11 protein-coding genes are annotated in these 16,271 nt (G+C 65.8%); 3 read left to right on the top strand and 8 right to left on the bottom strand.

The window, feature by feature from the left end:
* Nucleotides 1–12: 12 nt before the first annotated feature.
* Together ACXZ1M_RS22835 and ACXZ1M_RS22830 are read right to left on the bottom strand one after the other, a co-directional pair.
* Complete coding sequence (locus ACXZ1M_RS22835) at nt 13–867, bottom strand: EamA family transporter (RefSeq protein WP_459049899.1); 855 nt, start codon at nt 865–867, stop codon at nt 13–15.
* A gap of 1 nt (nt 868) precedes the next feature.
* Nucleotides 869–4,333, bottom strand: a complete 3,465-nt coding sequence (locus ACXZ1M_RS22830) for a DUF748 domain-containing protein (protein ID WP_459049898.1) — start codon at nt 4,331–4,333, stop codon at nt 869–871.
* Between the two features lie 51 nt (nt 4,334–4,384).
* Here ACXZ1M_RS22830 and ACXZ1M_RS22825 point away from each other — a divergent pair, with 51 nt between their 5' ends.
* Nucleotides 4,385–5,524: an aminotransferase class I/II-fold pyridoxal phosphate-dependent enzyme gene (locus ACXZ1M_RS22825; protein ID WP_459049897.1), complete on the top strand. Its 1,140-nt coding sequence runs from the start codon at nt 4,385–4,387 to the stop codon at nt 5,522–5,524.
* A 12-nt stretch (nt 5,525–5,536) separates the two neighbouring features.
* On the opposite strand, the gene ACXZ1M_RS22820 is transcribed toward ACXZ1M_RS22825, so the two are convergent.
* The 4 genes from ACXZ1M_RS22820 to paoA are packed head-to-tail and all read right to left on the bottom strand — an operon-like array spanning nt 5,537 to nt 9,576.
* On the bottom strand, nt 5,537–5,752 hold the full coding sequence (locus tag ACXZ1M_RS22820) for a hypothetical protein (protein ID WP_459049896.1): 216 nt from the start codon (nt 5,750–5,752) through the stop codon (nt 5,537–5,539).
* A 43-nt stretch (nt 5,753–5,795) separates the two neighbouring features.
* Nucleotides 5,796–7,979, bottom strand: a complete 2,184-nt coding sequence (paoC, locus tag ACXZ1M_RS22815) for an aldehyde oxidoreductase molybdenum-binding subunit PaoC (RefSeq protein ID WP_459049895.1) — start codon at nt 7,977–7,979, stop codon at nt 5,796–5,798.
* A gap of 5 nt (nt 7,980–7,984) precedes the next feature.
* Nucleotides 7,985–8,938 carry an FAD binding domain-containing protein gene (locus ACXZ1M_RS22810; RefSeq protein WP_459049894.1) on the bottom strand — a complete coding sequence of 318 codons (954 nt, stop codon included), beginning with the start codon at nt 8,936–8,938 and terminating at the stop codon, nt 7,985–7,987.
* Nucleotides 8,935–9,576 (bottom strand): aldehyde dehydrogenase iron-sulfur subunit PaoA, encoded by a 642-nt coding sequence (paoA, locus tag ACXZ1M_RS22805; RefSeq protein ID WP_459049893.1) that lies wholly within the window; start codon nt 9,574–9,576, stop codon nt 8,935–8,937. The genes ACXZ1M_RS22810 and paoA overlap by 4 nt, the downstream gene beginning before the upstream one ends.
* A gap of 186 nt (nt 9,577–9,762) precedes the next feature.
* On the opposite strand from paoA, the gene ACXZ1M_RS22800 reads away from it, so the two are divergent.
* Nucleotides 9,763–10,860, top strand: coding sequence for an alkene reductase (locus ACXZ1M_RS22800; RefSeq protein WP_459049892.1), 1,098 nt, complete (start codon nt 9,763–9,765; stop codon nt 10,858–10,860).
* Nucleotides 10,861–10,876: 16 nt separating this feature from the next.
* On the opposite strand, the gene ACXZ1M_RS22795 is transcribed toward ACXZ1M_RS22800, so the two are convergent.
* Together ACXZ1M_RS22795 and ACXZ1M_RS22790 are read right to left on the bottom strand one after the other, a co-directional pair.
* Nucleotides 10,877–13,672 carry an ATP-binding protein gene (locus ACXZ1M_RS22795; RefSeq protein WP_459049891.1) on the bottom strand — a complete coding sequence of 932 codons (2,796 nt, stop codon included), beginning with the start codon at nt 13,670–13,672 and terminating at the stop codon, nt 10,877–10,879.
* A 367-nt stretch (nt 13,673–14,039) separates the two neighbouring features.
* Nucleotides 14,040–14,252: a hypothetical protein gene (locus ACXZ1M_RS22790; RefSeq protein ID WP_373991327.1), complete on the bottom strand. Its 213-nt coding sequence runs from the start codon at nt 14,250–14,252 to the stop codon at nt 14,040–14,042.
* 96 nt (nt 14,253–14,348) lie between these two features.
* Between ACXZ1M_RS22790 and ACXZ1M_RS22785 the strand changes: the two genes are divergently transcribed.
* On the top strand, nt 14,349–16,268 hold the full coding sequence (locus tag ACXZ1M_RS22785; protein ID WP_459049890.1) for a DUF4214 domain-containing protein: 1,920 nt from the start codon (nt 14,349–14,351) through the stop codon (nt 16,266–16,268).
* Nucleotides 16,269–16,271: the final 3 nt, after the last annotated feature.

The following is a 16,271-nucleotide window of genomic DNA, read 5'->3' as shown; positions in this document are numbered from 1 at the left end:
ATAACGCGCTGGCTAGCGCAAGGAGGTCAGCGCCGAGGCGGCCACGATGGCGGCGATGGCCAACCATTGGGTCGGCGTCAGGTGTTCGCCCAGCACCGCCATGCCGACCAAGGCACTCAATGCCGGCGCCGCGCTGCTGAACATGCTGAAGGTGCGCGAGGACAGCGTGCGCATCGATAGCATCTCCAGCGTGTACGGCAACGCGCTCGACATCACGGCGATCGCCGCGCCGATCAGCAGATACGACGGCGTCAGCAGCACAGCGCCGGCATGGCCGATGCCGATCGGTACGATGAACACCGATGCCGCCAACATGCCCCACGCCACCGACTGCCCACCCGACATGGTCGAGACGCGCTTGCCGTACACGATGTACAAGGCCCAGCACACCGCTGCACCGGCCGCATAGGCCACGCCCACCGGATCGAGCTGGTCGACCGCGCCATGGATCGGCAGCAAGAAGTACAAGCCGACCACCGCCAGGCACACCGCCACGAAATCGCGCGGGCGATGCGAGGACAGCACGGCCACCGTCAACGGCCCCGCCACCTCGATCGCCACCGCGATGCCCATCGGAATACGGCTGAAGGCACGGTAGATCAGCAGGTTCATCACGCCGATCACCACGCCGTAGATGGCGACGTTGAGCGCTTGCTTGCTGGTCAGCGGCGTGCGCCACGGACGGAACATCAGCAGCATCACCAGCGCCGAGATGCCGACGCGATAAGCAGTAACGCCTTCCACGCCGATCTTCGGAAACAAGTGCTTGGCGATGGCCGCACCGGCATTCAGCGACAGCTGGCTGCACAGCAGCGCCAAACCGGCGGCCCATGGATTTCCCGCCAGTTTGATTTTTTCCTGGTCCATGCTATTTCGCCGACAGTTCCAGCTTCAGCCCCACCGGCTTGCCGGCATCGCTGTCGGCCGTTGCGGGCGATGCAGCCGTGGCGGCGCCAGGTGCGACGCCGGCCTCCTTCAGCACCGCCATCACGGCTGCGGCACGGCGGGAGCCCAGCTGCGGCAAGGCGTCCTTGTCCAGCGGCTGGCTTTGTTCCAGGCGTTCGCGCAGTTGGTCGTAGAAGGCCGTGGCGTCCGCCACTTGCGGTTCGCCCTGCACCATCTTGCCCAGGCGTTGCAGGACAGGGAGCTTCTTGCTGGCGGCGGCGGGATCCGCAACGGCCGTGCCTTCGGCGGCTTTTTTCTGTTTCTCCAGCTCGGCCGCGCCGAAGCGTTCGGCGTACAGGTCGCGCAATGCGCCGCGCACTTTGCGTTGGCCGATATCGAGCGGGCCGGGTTGCTCGTTGGCCGCCAGCTTGATTTCGGCGCGGGCCAGCACCACGCGGCGCAGCGCTTGCGCACGCAGGGCGGCGCCGTCGTTGGCTTCGTTGTACGCGCCGGGCACGGCGAGTTTCAGTTCAGGCTTCTTGGCCAGGATCTTGGCGATCTGTTGCAGTTTTTCGCGCTCGGGCGGCAGCACGACGTCGCTGCCGGCATCGAACTCCACCGCTTCCAGCTTGTCGCCGCTCACGCCGAACAGGTTGCCCAGCGCGCGGAACGGCGAGGTCACGATTTTGGTCATGATGTTGCCCAGCGCCTTCCACACTACGGCGCCGTAGCTGAAACTTGGATCGTTCATGTTGCCGGACACGGGGATGCCGAGGTCGATGCGGCCGTTGCTGTCCTTGAGGATGGCCAGCGCCAACTCCAGCGGCAACTTGAGCGCGTCCGGGCTGTCGATGCGCTCGCCGAGCGTGAGCTTGTCCAGCACGATCTGGTTGTTGCCTTCGAGCTGGTTGTTGCGCACTTTGTATTGCAGGTCGAGCGAGATCTTGCCTTCGGCGATTTTGTAGCCGGCGAATTTCATGCTGTACGGCGAAGCCGACACCATGTCGACGTTCTTAAACAACACGTTCAGGTCGGTGTTATCGGCGGGGACGAAAGGATTTAGCTGGCCACGCACGCGGGCCATGCCGAAGTCATCCACGCGGCCGTCCAGTTCGATCTGGCTGCGCGCGTCGCGCTTGGACGAGAGGCCGGTGATCACGCCGTTCAGCTCATAGATCTTGGCGGCGAATTGCGGGCGCAGGCTGAGGTCGGTGAAGTCCAGCTTGCCGTTCTCAACGCGCACACGGCGCATGCGGATCGGGAATGGCTCGCTGGCTGCGGCGGCCGGAGCTGCCGGCGCAGCGGCGGCTTGGGCGGCTGGGGTAGCGGCCGGCGGTTCCACCAGCAGGCGCTGCGCATTCATGCTGCGGTCGTTCTCGATCATCAGAATCGCATTCGGCTCGACCACGCGCAATTCCGCCACATCAAGCAGATCGGGCTTGAGGCTGAGAGCAAGCTTGTCCGCGCGCACCGACTTCCAGTGCGCGAAGTGGTCGTTGTCGAGTTCATTCAGCGACAGCTGGGCGACTTCAAACGAACCGTCGTAGCGCAAGGCCGGATCGGCTTTGCTGCCGCCCGCGCCGGTGCGCAGACGACCTTGCGCATTGATGGCACCATCGGCGATTTTCAGCTTGACGTACTTGCCCAGCAGCGGCTGCACCGGCGCCAGCGCCAGCTTGCTCAGCTTCAGTTCGGTATCGACAGCGCCGGTGGACGGCACGAGCTTGCCCTTGGCGGTCAACTGCCCACCTTCGCGCAGGCTGACGCCGCCATCGAAAGTCAGCGGCTTTTTCAGATCGGTGCTGGCATCGCGCACTTTCAGGTTGAAGTCTTGCAGGTTGACCTTGATGCCGGTGGCCGCATCGTCATAACGCGCGCCGAACTTGCTCAGCTCGACCGACTTGACCTCAGCCACCCAAGCCGCCTCGGTGCGCGCAGGCGCAGTCCCGGCGCCGGATGCCGATGCAGGCGTGGACGCCCGCTCTGGCGCCGCTGGCACTGCCGGCGTCGTCCGTCGTGCCGCCGGGCCGGCCGTGCCGCTGCCGGGCAGTGCCGACATGAACAGGAACTGCCCCTTGGCATCCCGCGACAAATCCAGCTGGCCGCCGTCCGCATACAAACGCCCCACGCTGGCCGTGCGCGCCGACAGATCCAGCGACGCCTCATCAAATCCTATCCGCGCCAATTTGAGCGGCGCAAGGGAACCGCTACCCATCGCCACATCATCCATGGCGAACGAGGCGGCGTCGAGATTGAGCTTGTCGCCATCCATCTGCAAGCCCAGCTTGAGCTTGGCATTACTGGCACTCACCTTGAGCACCGGGCTCACTGTCTCATCCACATACGAAAGCGACACCGCATCCAAACCAATCTGCTTGAACTGCAGCTTCCACGGCGCAGACGGCGCAGCGGCAGCGGCCGGCGCAGGCTGCGGCTTGCTCGTCGGCGGCGCCGGCAGCATCAAACCGGCCACATCCAGCTCACCGCGCGCATCGCGCCGCACCGCCAAAGCACCGCCGTTCAACTGCAACCCGCCCACCAGCACCGAGCGCTTCAACAAATCCACGCCCACATCGCTAACCGCCAGCTGCTTCAACTTCACAAACGGCGCATCGATGCCCCGCTTCAGCGACAAATCATTCAGCGTCAACCCAGCGCCAGCCAGGCTGGCATCCAAGCGCCCATCCTGATAAGCAAACTTGTACGGCACCTGCGCCGACAACTTACCGTCGGCCACCACAATCCGCGAGAACGACTTCAGATACGTCGCCACACCCGGCAACGCCACATTCTCCAGCGTCAGCAAGCCACTACCGGCAATCGGATTCACCGCCGCCACGCCCTTCCAGCGCAGCTTGCCACCGAGCCCGGCGTCCGCGCTTAAGGTGTAATCGCCATTCTCATCCGGCAGCGTGCTCAGGTTATTCAGGGCAAAGGTGATCGGCGTGAACGTATCGTTATAGCCGGCGCGCTGATCGTGCATCGCCACCTTGCCGCCATCCAGCACAAAATGTTCGATCACCAGACGCGGCATGCCGCCGTTGCTGTCTTCCTTCTTATGCTTGTCCAGCGTCGCCAGCAACTCGGCGATATTGAACTTGCCATCCTTGGCGATCGCCAGTTGCACCGACGGTTCGGTGATGCGGATCTCGGCAAAACTCCAGGCGCGACGGAACAGCGAGCGCCATTGCATCTCCACCGCCAGCGCGCCGACCGCGAACAGCGGCGCATCGTTGGCCTCGGTAAAGCGCACATCGCGCGCCTCCAGCCGCAGCGTGAACGGATTGAAGCTCAGCTCGCCGATGCCGGCTTTGCGCTCCAGTTCGGTCTCGGCATACTTGGGTAGCTGGCTCCGGATGACGCTGGGCACCAGCCAAAAGCCTGCCACCGCATACACCCCGAGCGCGCTCGCCGCGCCTATCGCCCACCGCTTCCATCGTATCGTCATACCGGCCAACCTTTGCTTTTTTTATGTTACAGGCAACAGTATAATCGATGCATGAACGCCCAACTCGAACCCTTCCACGCCATTGCCATCAGCAAGCTCGCCCACGCCCTCAAGGCGCAGGGCCGTTCCATCATCCACATGGAGTTCGGCCAGCCTTCGACCGGTGCCCCCAAAGCCGCCATCGCCAGGGCGCACGAAGTCCTTGACGCGGAAAGCATGGGCTATTGGGAAAGCGCACCGCTGAAGGAACGGCTGGCGCGGTTTTACCAGGAACGCTACGGTGTGCAGGTAGCGGCGGACCAATTCATCCTGACCTGCGGCGCCTCGCCGGCGCTGGTGCTGGCGCTCAGCTCCATGTTCTCGCCCGGCGACCGCATCGCCATGGCGCGGCCCGGCTACGTCGCCTACCGCAACACGCTCAAGGCGTTGCACATGACGCCGGTGGAAATCGCCTGCGGCGCGGAAGTCGGCTTCCAGCTCACCGCCGCCGCATTGGCGGCCGTGGAACCGGCGCCGCATGGCGTGATCATCGCCAGCCCGGCCAATCCGACCGGGACGCTGATCAAGGCCGAGGAACTGCACGCCATCGCCGAAGTGTGCCGTGCGCGCGGCATCCGCATCATTTCCGACGAGATTTATCACGGCCTCAGCTATGTAGAACCGGCGCAGACCATCCTCGCCTACGCACCGCAGGCGCAGGTGGTCAGCAGTTTCTCCAAGTATTTCAGCATGGCCGGATGGCGTCTGGGCTGGCTGCTGGCGCCATTGGATCACGTCGAGCGCGCGCAAGCGTATTGCGGCAACCTGTTCCTGACCGCGCCATCGCTGAGCCAACACGCCGGCCTGGCCGCTTTCGACGCGCTCGATGAACTCGACGCCCACATCGACGTCTACCGCGAAAACCGCCGTCTGCTGCTGGCCGCCCTGCCCGCGCTGGGCCTGACCACGGTGGCGCCGCCGGACGGCGCGTTCTACATCTACGCCAGCATCGCCCACCTGACCGACGACAGCCTGGCCTTCTGCAAGCGCCTGCTGGAAGACACAGGCATAGCCAGTGCCCCAGGCATCGATTTCGATCCGGTGGACGGCAAGCACTTCATCCGTTTCAGCTTTGCGGTCTCGACGGCCGAAATCGCCGAAGCGATCGGCCGCATGACGCCGTGGTTCGCGGCCCAAGCCGGCAAGGCCTGAGAGCGAAAAACGCTATTGCTCGGTCATGCCGCGTAGATTTTCGATATCGGCCACCGCGTGGCGCCAGGCGATTTCCGGATCGTAGACCGGCGCCGACTGCAGGCCGAGCTGGATATCCTTGAGCACCTTGTCGCCAAGGGAAATCTTGTAGCGCAGCGCCGTGTACTCGACATCGTAGGTTTTTTTCAAACCCTGCGAGCGGGTGTAGGTTTCGTGAGAGGCGGGCATAATATCCTCCTGTTTGAGAACGTCAGCCTAGGATAGCACCAACTCAGAAATCCGGCATTTTCGCGATCAGCTTGTCGAGCGTGATCGGATAGTCCCGCACCCGGACGCCAGTGGCGTTGTACACCGCGTTCGCAATCGCCGCTCCCACACCGCAAATGCCGAGCTCGCCGACGCCCTTGGCTTTCATCGGCGATGAAATCGGATCGGTCTCATCAAGGAAAATCACCTCCTGATGCGGAATGTCGGCATGCACCGGCACCTCGTAGCTGGCCAGGTCATGGTTGACGAAGAAACCGCCACGCTGGTCGATCACCAGGTCTTCCATCAGCGCCGCGCCCACGCCCATGGTCATCGCACCGATCACCTGGCTGCGCGCCGACTTGGGATTGAGAATGCGCCCGGCCGCGCACACGGCCAGCATGCGCCGCACGCGGGTCTCGCCGGTGGCCGCGTCCACCCCCACTTCCACGAAATGCGCACCGAAGGTCGATTGCTGGAACTTCTTGTCGAGGTCGCCGTACTCCATCATGTCTTCGCCCACCAGTTCGCCGCCGGCGGCCGCTTGCGACAGCGGGAAGCTGCGGCCGTCGGCACTGACCGCGTTGTTGGCGAATTCGGCCACGCGCTGATCGAGTCCCAGCTTTTGCGCCGCCAATTCACGCAGCTTGACGCAGGCGGCGTACACGCCGGCCGTCGAGCTGTTGGCGCCCCACTGCCCGCCCGAACCGGCGGACACGGGAAAGTCCGAATCGCCGAGCTTGACCACCACCTGCTTGAGCGGCACGCCCATCATCTCGGCAGCGGTCTGCGCAATGATGGTGTAGGTGCCGGTGCCGATGTCGGTCATATCGGTTTCCACCGTCACGATGCCCTGCTTGTCCAGCCGCACCCGCGCCGCCGACTTCTGCACCAGGTTGTTGCGGAAGGCCGACGCCATGCCGATGCCAATCAGCCAGCGGCCGTCGCGCGTCTTGCCGGGCTGCGGATTGCGCTTGTCCCAGCCGAAACGCTGGGCGCCGGTGCGCAGGCAATCGACAAAGCGCCGCTGTGAGAACTTGCGGTCGCGCTTGGCAGGGTCGACCGTGGTGTCGTTGATGATACGGAAGGTGATCGGGTCCATCTTCAGCTTCTCGGCCATTTCATCCATGGCGATTTCCAGCGCCATCAGGCCCGGGGCCTCGCCCGGGGCACGCATGGCGTTGCCTTCGGGCAGATCGAGCACGGCCAGTCGCATCTTGGTCAAGCGATTCGCTCCGGCATACAGCAGCTGGGTTTGCTGGACGGCGGTTTCCGGCTTGCCGTCCGGCAGGTCGCCCGACCAGCTCTCATGCGCGATCGCGCTGATCTTGCCCTCGCGGCTGGCGCCGATGCGGATGCGCTGCAAGGTCGCGGGACGGTGCGTGGTGTTGTTGATCATCAGCGGGCGCTGCAAAGCCACCTTGACCGGCCGGCCCACCGCCTTGGCGCCCAGCGCCGCCAGCACCGACTCGGCGCGTAGGAACAACTTGCCGCCGAAGCCACCGCCAATGTAGGGCGAGACCAGGCGCACATTCGCCTCCGGGATGCCCAGCGTCTTGGCCATGTCGCCCTTGCCCCAGTTGATCATCTGGTTGGCGGTCCACAGGGTCAACTTATCACCCTTCCATTCGGCCACCGAGGCATGCGGCTCCATCATCGCGTGCGACTGGTCGGGCGTGCTGTAGTTAGCGTCCAGCCGCACCGGTGCGGACGTGTACGCACCGTTGAAATCGCCGACCTTCTTGTCTGCGTTTTCCTTATCCTTGTGCGGCTTGGCCGAGTCCTTGGCCTTGGCCAGGTCGTAAGCGCCCTTCTCGGCCGTGTACTGCACGCGCACCAGTTGCGCGGCGGAGCGCGCCTGCTCGAAGGTCTGCGCCACCACCAGCGCAACCGCCTGGTGATAGTGCTGGACTTCCGGCCCGGCCAATAGATTGGCGGTATTGAAGTTGCCCTTGGTCAGCTTGCCGGCATTATCGGCAGTCACCACCGCCAGCACGCCGGGCGAGCGCCGTGCCTGTTCGATGTCGATGGACTGGATACGGCCCTTGGAGATGGCGGCGCCGACCACGTAACCGTAAGCCGCCTCGCGCTCGTAGGCGTACGGTGCGGTGCCGGTGGTCTTCAACGGACCGTCGATGCGGTCGGTGGCGTGGCCGATGACCTTCAGCTGGTCAATGGGATTGGTGGTCGCTGGCGTGGTGAATTTCATCTGGATCAGCCTTTCTTCGCATCGGCCAGTACGGCGGCAAGCGTGCGCTGCACTAGCGGCACCTTGAAAGCATTTTCCGCGCTGGTGCGCGCGCCGGCCAGCAAGGGCTCGGCCACGGCTTGCGCACCACGCACCATGCTGGCGTCGGCGGCCGGAATGCGCCACGGCTTGTGCGCCACGCCGCCCAGCGCGACCCGTCCGCTGCCGTCCGGCATCACGATGGCCGCGACGGAAATCAGCGCGAAGGCATACGAGGCGCGGTCGCGCACCTTGCGGTACACGTGCACGCCGCCAACCGGCTTGGGCAAGGTAACGCCGGTGATCAGCTCACCTTGCACCAACGCGTGTTCGATGTGCGGCGTGTTGCCCGGCAGGCGATGGAAATCGGCAATCGGGATGGTACGCGTAGCGCCGTCGGGCTTGACGGTTTCCACGGTGGCGTCGAGCAAGGCCATGGCCACCGCCATGTCGCTCGGATGCGTAGCGATGCAGGCATCGCTGGCGCCCAGGATGGCGTGGTTGCGGCTATGGCCGCCGATGGCCGAACAGCCGCTGCCCGGTTGACGCTTGTTGCAGGGCTGGTTGGTGTCGTAGAAGTACGGGCAGCGCGTACGTTGCAGCAGGTTGCCGGCAGTGGTCGCCTTGTTGCGCAGTTGTGCGGAGGCGCCGGCCAGCAGGGCGCGCGACAGCACCGCGTAATCGCGCCGCACGCGGGTATCCGCAGCCAGATCGGTGTTGCGCACCAGCGCGCCGATGCGCAGGCCGCCGCCGGGCAGTACTTCGATCTTGTCGAGCGCCAGGCCGTTGACGTCGATCAGGTGCTGGGGCGTTTCGATCTCCAGCTTCATCAGGTCGAGCAAGTTAGTGCCGCCGGCGATGAAACGGGCGCCGGGAGTACGCATGGCCGCAGCGGCGGCTTCGGCGGGCGACTGGGCGCGCTGATAAGTGAAGGCCCTCATACGCGCCCCGCCACTTCGGTGATCGCATCGATGATGTTGGAATACGCGCCACAGCGACAGATGTTGCCGCTCATGCGCTCGCTCATTTCGGCGGCGTTGAGCAATGGCTTGGCGTTGAGGTCGGCGCTGACATGGCTCGGAATGCCTTGCTTGATTTCATCGAGCACCGCCACGGCCGAACAGATCTGCCCCGGCGTACAGTAGCCACATTGGTAACCGTCGTGCTTGATGAAGGCGGCTTGCATGGGATGGAGCTGCTCCGGCGTGCCCAGGCCTTCGATGGTGGTGATTTTGTCGCCCTCGTGCATCACCGCCAGCGACAGGCAGGAATTGATGCGACGGCCATTCACCAGCACCGTGCAGGCGCCGCACTGGCCGTGATCGCAGCCTTTCTTGGTGCCGTTGAGGTGGAGATGTTCGCGCAGGGCGTCGAGCAAGGTGGTGCGGGTGTCGACCTCCAGCGTGTGCGGCTTGCCGTTGACCTGGAACGTGAATTTGGCGCTCGACGGCGGCGATGGCGCGGGCGCCGGCGTGGGCTGCGCATCGGCCGTCAAGGGAACCGTGGTCGCCGTGGCGGACAGCGCGCCCGCGATCAGCAAACTACGTCGGGAAAGACTGATATCGCAAAGGTCGTTCATGTCGTCGCATCCTCTAGCCTGTAGGGTCAGGCCTAGTGTAAATGCGATATCGTTTCAGGTTAAACACTGTTGGCCAGCGCGGCGGCGGCATGGCAGGCCGGCTAACCTCAATTAACCAGGATTAACTATTGATTCAAAAGGGGCGGTGCTAACCTTGTTCATCAATCACTCTCCTGGAATCAAGCCATGTCCACCAACATCCTACCGAACCTGTTTTCCCCGCTCAACGTAGGCGCCATCCAAGCCGCCAATGGCATCGTCATGGCGCCGCTGACCCGCTCGCGCGCCAACATGGAAGGCGTGCACTCGCCACTTGCCATCGAGTACTACCGCCAGCGCGCCTCGGCCGGCCTGATCATCAGCGAAGCCACCAATATCTCGCGCGAAGGCCGCGGCTACGCCTTCACGCCAGGCATCTACACGCCGGCGCAAGTCGCGGCCTGGCGCCAGATCACCGACGCGGTGCACGAGGCCGGCGGCAAGATCGTCTGCCAGCTGTGGCACGTCGGCCGCATGTCACACGTGTCGTTGCAGGAAAACGGCGCCGCACCGGTGGCGCCGTCGGCCATCCAGGCCGATGAGCAAGTGTTCCTGGAAAGCCAGACCGTCGAGCGTCCATCGATGCCGCGCGCCCTGGAAACCGATGAGATCCCGCGCATCCTGGCCGACTACCGCCACGCCGCCCGCTGCGCGCTGGAAGCCGGCTTCGACGGCGTGGAAATCCACGCCGCCAACTGCTACCTGCTGGACCAGTTCATCCGCGACAGCACCAACCAGCGCACCGATAGCTACGGCGGCTCGGTACACAACCGCACCCGCTTCCCGGTGGAGGTGGTGTGTGCCGTGGCCGAAATCTGGGGCCCGGACCGGGTTGGCGTGCGCCTGTCGCCGATCACCCGCGCGGTCGGCGACACACCACTCGACAGCGATCCGCAAGCCACCTACTTCTACCTGGCGGAACAACTGGGCAAGATGGGCCTGGCCTATCTGCACTGCGTGGAAGGCCAGACGCGCGGCGACAACGGCGCCGGCGATTTCGACTTCATGCGCCTGCACGCCAAGTTCGGCGGCCGCTACATCGCCAACAACAGCTATGACCGCGACATGGCCATGGAAGCCGTGGCCTCGGGCCATGCCGACATGATCGCGTTCGGCCGTCCCTTCATCGCCAACCCGGACCTGGTGGAACGCATGCGCCGCAACGCGCCGCTGGCGCAAGCCGACCACGCCACTTTCTACGGCGGCGGCGCGGCAGGCTACACCGACTATCCAGCGCTGGCATGAGGCCGCATGGCCTGGCTCAGGACGCGGCCGCAGACGCGGCGCCGCCCTCCAGCAGGGCCTTGGCCTGGCGCAGGTCGGCACTGCCGTGACCTTCACCAAAGCGCTGGTACACCGACGCCAGCAGTTGGCGCGCCGCCGCCCCCTCCGCGCCGGGCGGCGCCGACTGCATCAGGCTCATCGCCGCGCGCAACTGCCACGACAGCGCATCCTGCCGGCCCGCCAGCTCCAGCGCCTGACGGTAGAGCTGTGCGGCGGCGGCAGGTTGCTCAGACTCCAGCAGCTCGCCCTTGATGCGCAACAGCTCGGCGTGATACCAGCGCTCAAGACCGCGCTCGCACGACGCCAGCGCCTGGTCGACCACCAGCAATCCCTCGCTGCGGCGGCCCTGTTTCCCCAAAGCCGCCGCCAGCGTTCCCTGATAGCTGTTCACGCGCAGATGAAACTGGCTGGCGCGCCGTTCGTCTAGCGCTGCGCACAGCAGCGGCACGCCGGCGGCGTCGCCGCACCGCACCTGCAGCACGGCGCGCAGACAACGCAGCAGCGAATCCCACAGCGGCAAGGCCAGCTTGTCGAGATGGCCCGACAACTCATCCAGCAAGCGCTCGGCGGCCGCATAGTCGCCAACGTGCAGCATCACCGGAAAGGCGGCGTGGGCCAACACATGCAGCAGCGACGGCGCGTGATCGGCCGCGCGCACCTCCGCCAGCGCGGCGTTGATGGTGCGCACGGCCTGGTCCGGGTAGCCTTGCAGCCACAGCACATTGGCCAAGGTGCCGAGCAGCGCACTGCGCTGGTCCAGATGGAAACTCGCCATCGCCGGGCGCTGCACAGGCTGAACCAACTGCGCCAGCAACTGCTCCAGCCGGCAGCGCGCGGTCTTCTGGTCGCCGCCGTAATGCATGGCCGTGGCGATCAGCCGGTCCAGGCTGAACGCCGCAAAGTGCCCGGCGCTGCCGCTGGCGGCGATGCGCCGCACTTTGCCGCCCAGCGCCAGCACGGCATCGTCGTCGCCCGTGTAGCTGCTGTAGACCGCCATGCCCCACATGGCGCGCAATCGGTAGTCCTGGTCGTCGAGCTGCTCGGCCAGCGCCAGCACGCGCGTCCACGCCTGCATGGTTTCCGCCACCGGTCCGCGCGCATACAGAATGGCCGCGCCCAAGGCCGCGCGCAGTTGCATCTCGTCGCCGGCCGCAGGCGCGCCGGCCAGGGCGCGCTCGACGCCCAGGCGGCACTCCTCCAGCAGCGACAGTTGCATCCACAGCGGAATCGCCGCCACCGTCAGCGCCACGCCGATGTCGACATCGCCGGCCGGCGCGTAGGCCCAGGCCAATGCGTTGCGCACGTCGTCCAGGCTGCGGCCATGCGCGGCCAGCCAGTCGGCGGCGGACAGTTGTTCGTCTGCCGACTTCGCCGCCGTCAGCGCCTGCCGGTGAAACTCCGCATGGCGCCGCCGCATGGCGTCCATCTCGCCGCACTGGTCCAGCTTGTCCAGCGCATAGGCTTTGGTGGTGTCGAGCAGGCGGTAGGTCACCACGGCGCCGCCGACATCGGCCGACAGCATGGACTTGGCGACCAGGTTGGCCAGCGCGTCCACCAGCATCCCCGCATCGGCGGGCGCGACGGCGCACAGGCCGATGGCGGCGTCGAGCGTAAAGGCGCCGGCAAACAGCGACAGCTGGCGCAGCAGCGCGGCTTCGTCCGGCGGCAGGAATTCATAACTCCAATCGAGCGCGGCGGCCAACGTCGAGTGGCGCGGCTGGGCGCTGCGGCGTCCGCGCTTGAGCAGCCGGAAGCGATCGTCGAGGCGCGCCGCCAGTTCGCGCGCGCCGAACGCGTCGATGCGCATGGCCGCCAGCTCGATGGCCAGCGCGATGCCTTCCAGCCGGCGGCAAATCTCCGCCACGGCCGGGGCGTCGGCGTCCGACAACTGGTAGCCCTCCAGGCATTCCGCCGCGCGCTCGGCGAATAGCTGCACCGCCGGAAACGCCAGCGCCTGGCGCGCCGTGATCGCCGCGTCGGCCTTCGGTGGATAGTCGAGCGGCGCCAAGCGATGCACCATCTCGCCGGTCGCGCGCAGCGGCTCGCGGCTGGTGGCCAGCACCGTCACACCCGGCGCGCCGCTGACGATGCGCGCCGCCAGCACCGCCGCCGTTTCCACCACGTGTTCGCAACTGTCGAGCACCAGCAACAGGCGGCGTCCGCGCAGGCCGGCGATCAGCGCCTGCCCGCCGTCGTCGGTGTTGACGGCCAGACCCAGCGTCGAGGCCAGCGCACTGGCGACAAAGCGCGCGTCGGACACCGGACTGAGATCGACAAAGCAGATCTCCGAGCCGGTTTGCTGATGCAACGCCTCGGCCAGCGCCACCACCAGCGTGGTCTTGCCGATGCCGCCCGGACCGACGATGCTGACCAGCCGATGCTGCCCCAGCATCTGCAACAGCGCGGTGACGGCCGGCGCCCGGCCCAGCATGCGCGTGACCGGCGCCGGCAGCTGAAGCTGAGGCAGCGGCAAGGCGGCGCCCGGCGTGGTCGCGCGCGCGCCATCGCCCTGGCGGCAAACGACGGGCGCCACGAAGCGATAGCCGCGCCCGCTGACGGTGGCGATATGGGCATTCCCCTCCATGCCCGATTCCAGCGCGCGCCGCAGCGCGGCGACGTGGACCTTGACGTTGCTGTCCTCAACCACGCTGTTGGGCCAGGCGGCGGCGATCAACTCCTTCTTGGTCACCAGTTCGCCGGCGCGCTCGACCAGGACGGTCAGGATGTCGAGCGCCCGCCCGCCCAGCCGCAGCGGCGCATCGTGATGCAACAACAGGTGTTGGGAGGGGATGAAACGGAAGCAGGCAAAAGTGTATTCCCGGTCCCGGGGTGACATCGCATGATCGCTGCCGGTGTACATCGGAAATCCTGGTCGAAGATGGTGGCTTGATTCTAGAGCGGCCGCAAGCAAAGGCGCAACATACCAGAAGTGGGAGCGCCATCACGAGTAAAGAAAGGTTAATTATGGTAAAGCGCAAGCGCCTTGAAATAACCAAAAGTTACAACAGCAAATACCACAATTTACTTCGATTAACTATCTGTTATCATGATCGTTCTGTCATGATCAATGCGTTACGAATCTCCGTAACTTGGCTCTTTCCCCGGGTCCTGACACTCCCCAGGACCCGGTTTTTTTGCGCCTACGACTTGCCGGCCTCGGTGTTCAGCGCCGCGATGATGGTCGCCGCGTAACTGCGCGGGAAGGCGACGATGGCGTCGTCCTCGCCCTGCTGGCCCTGCTGGCGAATCACGATTTCGCCGCGCACGTTGGTGTACACCGCAATCGCATCGACCTGCTGCACCACGATGCTCTTTTGCTTCTCCGGATTCCAATCCCAATCGTTTGCCATCATGCCCTCTAAAAAAAGTTGAATTCACATCATACCGCGAGGTGTGGCGGTTAAGAAGGATGTTATTCTTGCATCATTCAGACCGGCAATGAGGTTCCTATGGCATCGAAGCGCATCCTGGCTGGCATCCTGCTCCCGCTTGTTCTGCTCAGCGCCTGCGGCGGCAGTGGCGATCGCCCGGCACCGGCGCCCGCCGCCAAACGGATGGGCCTGACCGCCGGCCCGGTCTTGCTGCCGGTCGCCAAGGATTACCACCGGCTGGTGCAGATGCTCTACGTCGGCTATTTCGGCCGCCCCGCCGATCCGGCCGGCTTGCGCTACTACGCGCAAACCTTCGCCGCCAGCGGCGTGCCCGTTACCCTGACGGCCTTCAGCCAGGCTTACGGCGCCGACCCGGTGATCCGCCAGACCATCGACGGCTTCGCCACCAGCCAGGAATCGCAGGACCTCTACCCTGGCGACAACGATGCCTTCGTCACCGCCATCTACAAAAACCTGTTTAACCGCGCGCCCGACACCTTGGGCAAGGAATACTGGGTGCAGCAGCTGAACGCCGGCCTCGTGACGCGGGGCAGCGCCGCGCTGTCCATCATGGCCGGGGCGCAGTCCAGCGACATCACCATCATCGACGTCAAGACCGACCTGGCATCGTCCTTCACCACGGCATTGGACACGCCGGCGCGCATCGTCGTCTACAGCGGCATGGCGCCGAACGACGCCGTGCGTCAGGTGCTGCAACAGGTCGCCACCAGCGCCGACGCGGCCACCCAGGCGCCGGTGCTGGAAACCCTGGTGCAAACGCTGCTGGCCGCCGCACCGCCGGCCGGGGCGCCCGGCGCCCCCGAACTCGCGGGCGCCAGCGGCGGCGATGGGCTGGCGATCCTGCCCTTCTCCGGACCGTCCAGCGGCGCCGGCGGCGCACTCAGCTACAGCGCCGTCTGTATCGGCGACGGCGTGGTGACCACCGCCACGTCGCCCACCAGCCCGGTCATCGTCAGCGGCCTGCCGAACGACGTGGCGCAAACCTGCGCCGTGCGCGCCAGCAACGGCAGCGGCGCCGGCCCGATGTCGGCGGCGGTGAGCGTGACACCCAAGGCCGACGCCGCCGGCTGGGCGGCGCCCACCGCCCTCACCGCAACCGGCCTGGCCACCGCCAGCGCCGGCCGCGCCTTCCTGGCCTTCACCGCGCCGCCGCGCGTGAATGGCGCCGCACCCGCCGCCTATCTCGCCAGTTGCGTCGGCAACGGCGAAACACATTATGGCTACGCGGCCGCCAGCCCTATCGTGTTGGAAGACTTGCGCAACGGCTTGCAATACCAGTGCGTGGTGCACGCCGCCGGCGGCGTTTCGGCCTCGGCCGCTGTGGTGGTCGACGTACCGCTTGCCAATCCAAATCGCCTGCAATACATCTACGCCTATCCGACCGACCGGACCTACAACGCCGGCTGGTCGCGCGCGCTGCAGGCGTCGGCGGCACATTTGCAGCAATGGTTCAAGAGCCAGCTGGGCGGCCCCACCTTCACGGTGCAATCGGTGGAACCGAAGATCTGCCAGCTGCCCGGCACCTCCGCCGCCTACTTCGACACCAACACCTGGAACACCGTGAGCAAAGACCTGCGCGATTATTGCGGCGTCGACTACTCGCGCACCGACGCCGACTGGATCGTCTACGCCGACGTGCTGCACAAGGTGGATACGCCGGGCCGGCTGGGCGCCGGCGCGCTCGGCCTGGCGATGTTCCCGCGCCAGGACCTGGAAGGCATGGGCGGCGCGCCATGCGTGGTCGCCGACGAAGGCGTGACCTACTGTTTCCCCCAGGCGCGCTGGTCCGGCGGCGGCGCCCATGAGATCGCCCACACGCTGGGCGTGCCGCACCCGGCCGGCTGCGACAGCGGCCTGCCCTCATGCGACAGCTACGCCGCGCGCTCGATCATGTGGACCGGCTACACGGATTATCCCGACACCTACTTCGTGCCCGAGGCCAAAACCATCCTGCTCAACTCGCGCTTTATCCGCTAGCGG

The organism is Duganella paludis (assembly GCF_054461335.1).
This window is presented reverse-complemented; position numbering and strand designations above follow the sequence as displayed.

Coding starts and splice junctions, on each gene's coding strand:
- ACXZ1M_RS22835 (WP_459049899.1), bottom strand. CDS start 867: ATGGACCAGGAAAAAATCAAACTGGCGGGAAATCCATGGGCCGCCGGT.
- ACXZ1M_RS22830 (WP_459049898.1), bottom strand. CDS start 4,333: ATGACGATACGATGGAAGCGGTGGGCGATAGGCGCGGCGAGCGCGCTC.
- ACXZ1M_RS22825 (WP_459049897.1), top strand. CDS start 4,385: ATGAACGCCCAACTCGAACCCTTCCACGCCATTGCCATCAGCAAGCTC.
- ACXZ1M_RS22820 (WP_459049896.1), bottom strand. CDS start 5,752: ATGCCCGCCTCTCACGAAACCTACACCCGCTCGCAGGGTTTGAAAAAA.
- paoC (WP_459049895.1), bottom strand. CDS start 7,979: ATGAAATTCACCACGCCAGCGACCACCAATCCCATTGACCAGCTGAAG.
- ACXZ1M_RS22810 (WP_459049894.1), bottom strand. CDS start 8,938: ATGAGGGCCTTCACTTATCAGCGCGCCCAGTCGCCCGCCGAAGCCGCC.
- paoA (WP_459049893.1), bottom strand. CDS start 9,576: ATGAACGACCTTTGCGATATCAGTCTTTCCCGACGTAGTTTGCTGATC.
- ACXZ1M_RS22800 (WP_459049892.1), top strand. CDS start 9,763: ATGTCCACCAACATCCTACCGAACCTGTTTTCCCCGCTCAACGTAGGC.
- ACXZ1M_RS22790 (WP_373991327.1), bottom strand. CDS start 14,252: ATGATGGCAAACGATTGGGATTGGAATCCGGAGAAGCAAAAGAGCATC.
- ACXZ1M_RS22785 (WP_459049890.1), top strand. CDS start 14,349: ATGGCATCGAAGCGCATCCTGGCTGGCATCCTGCTCCCGCTTGTTCTG.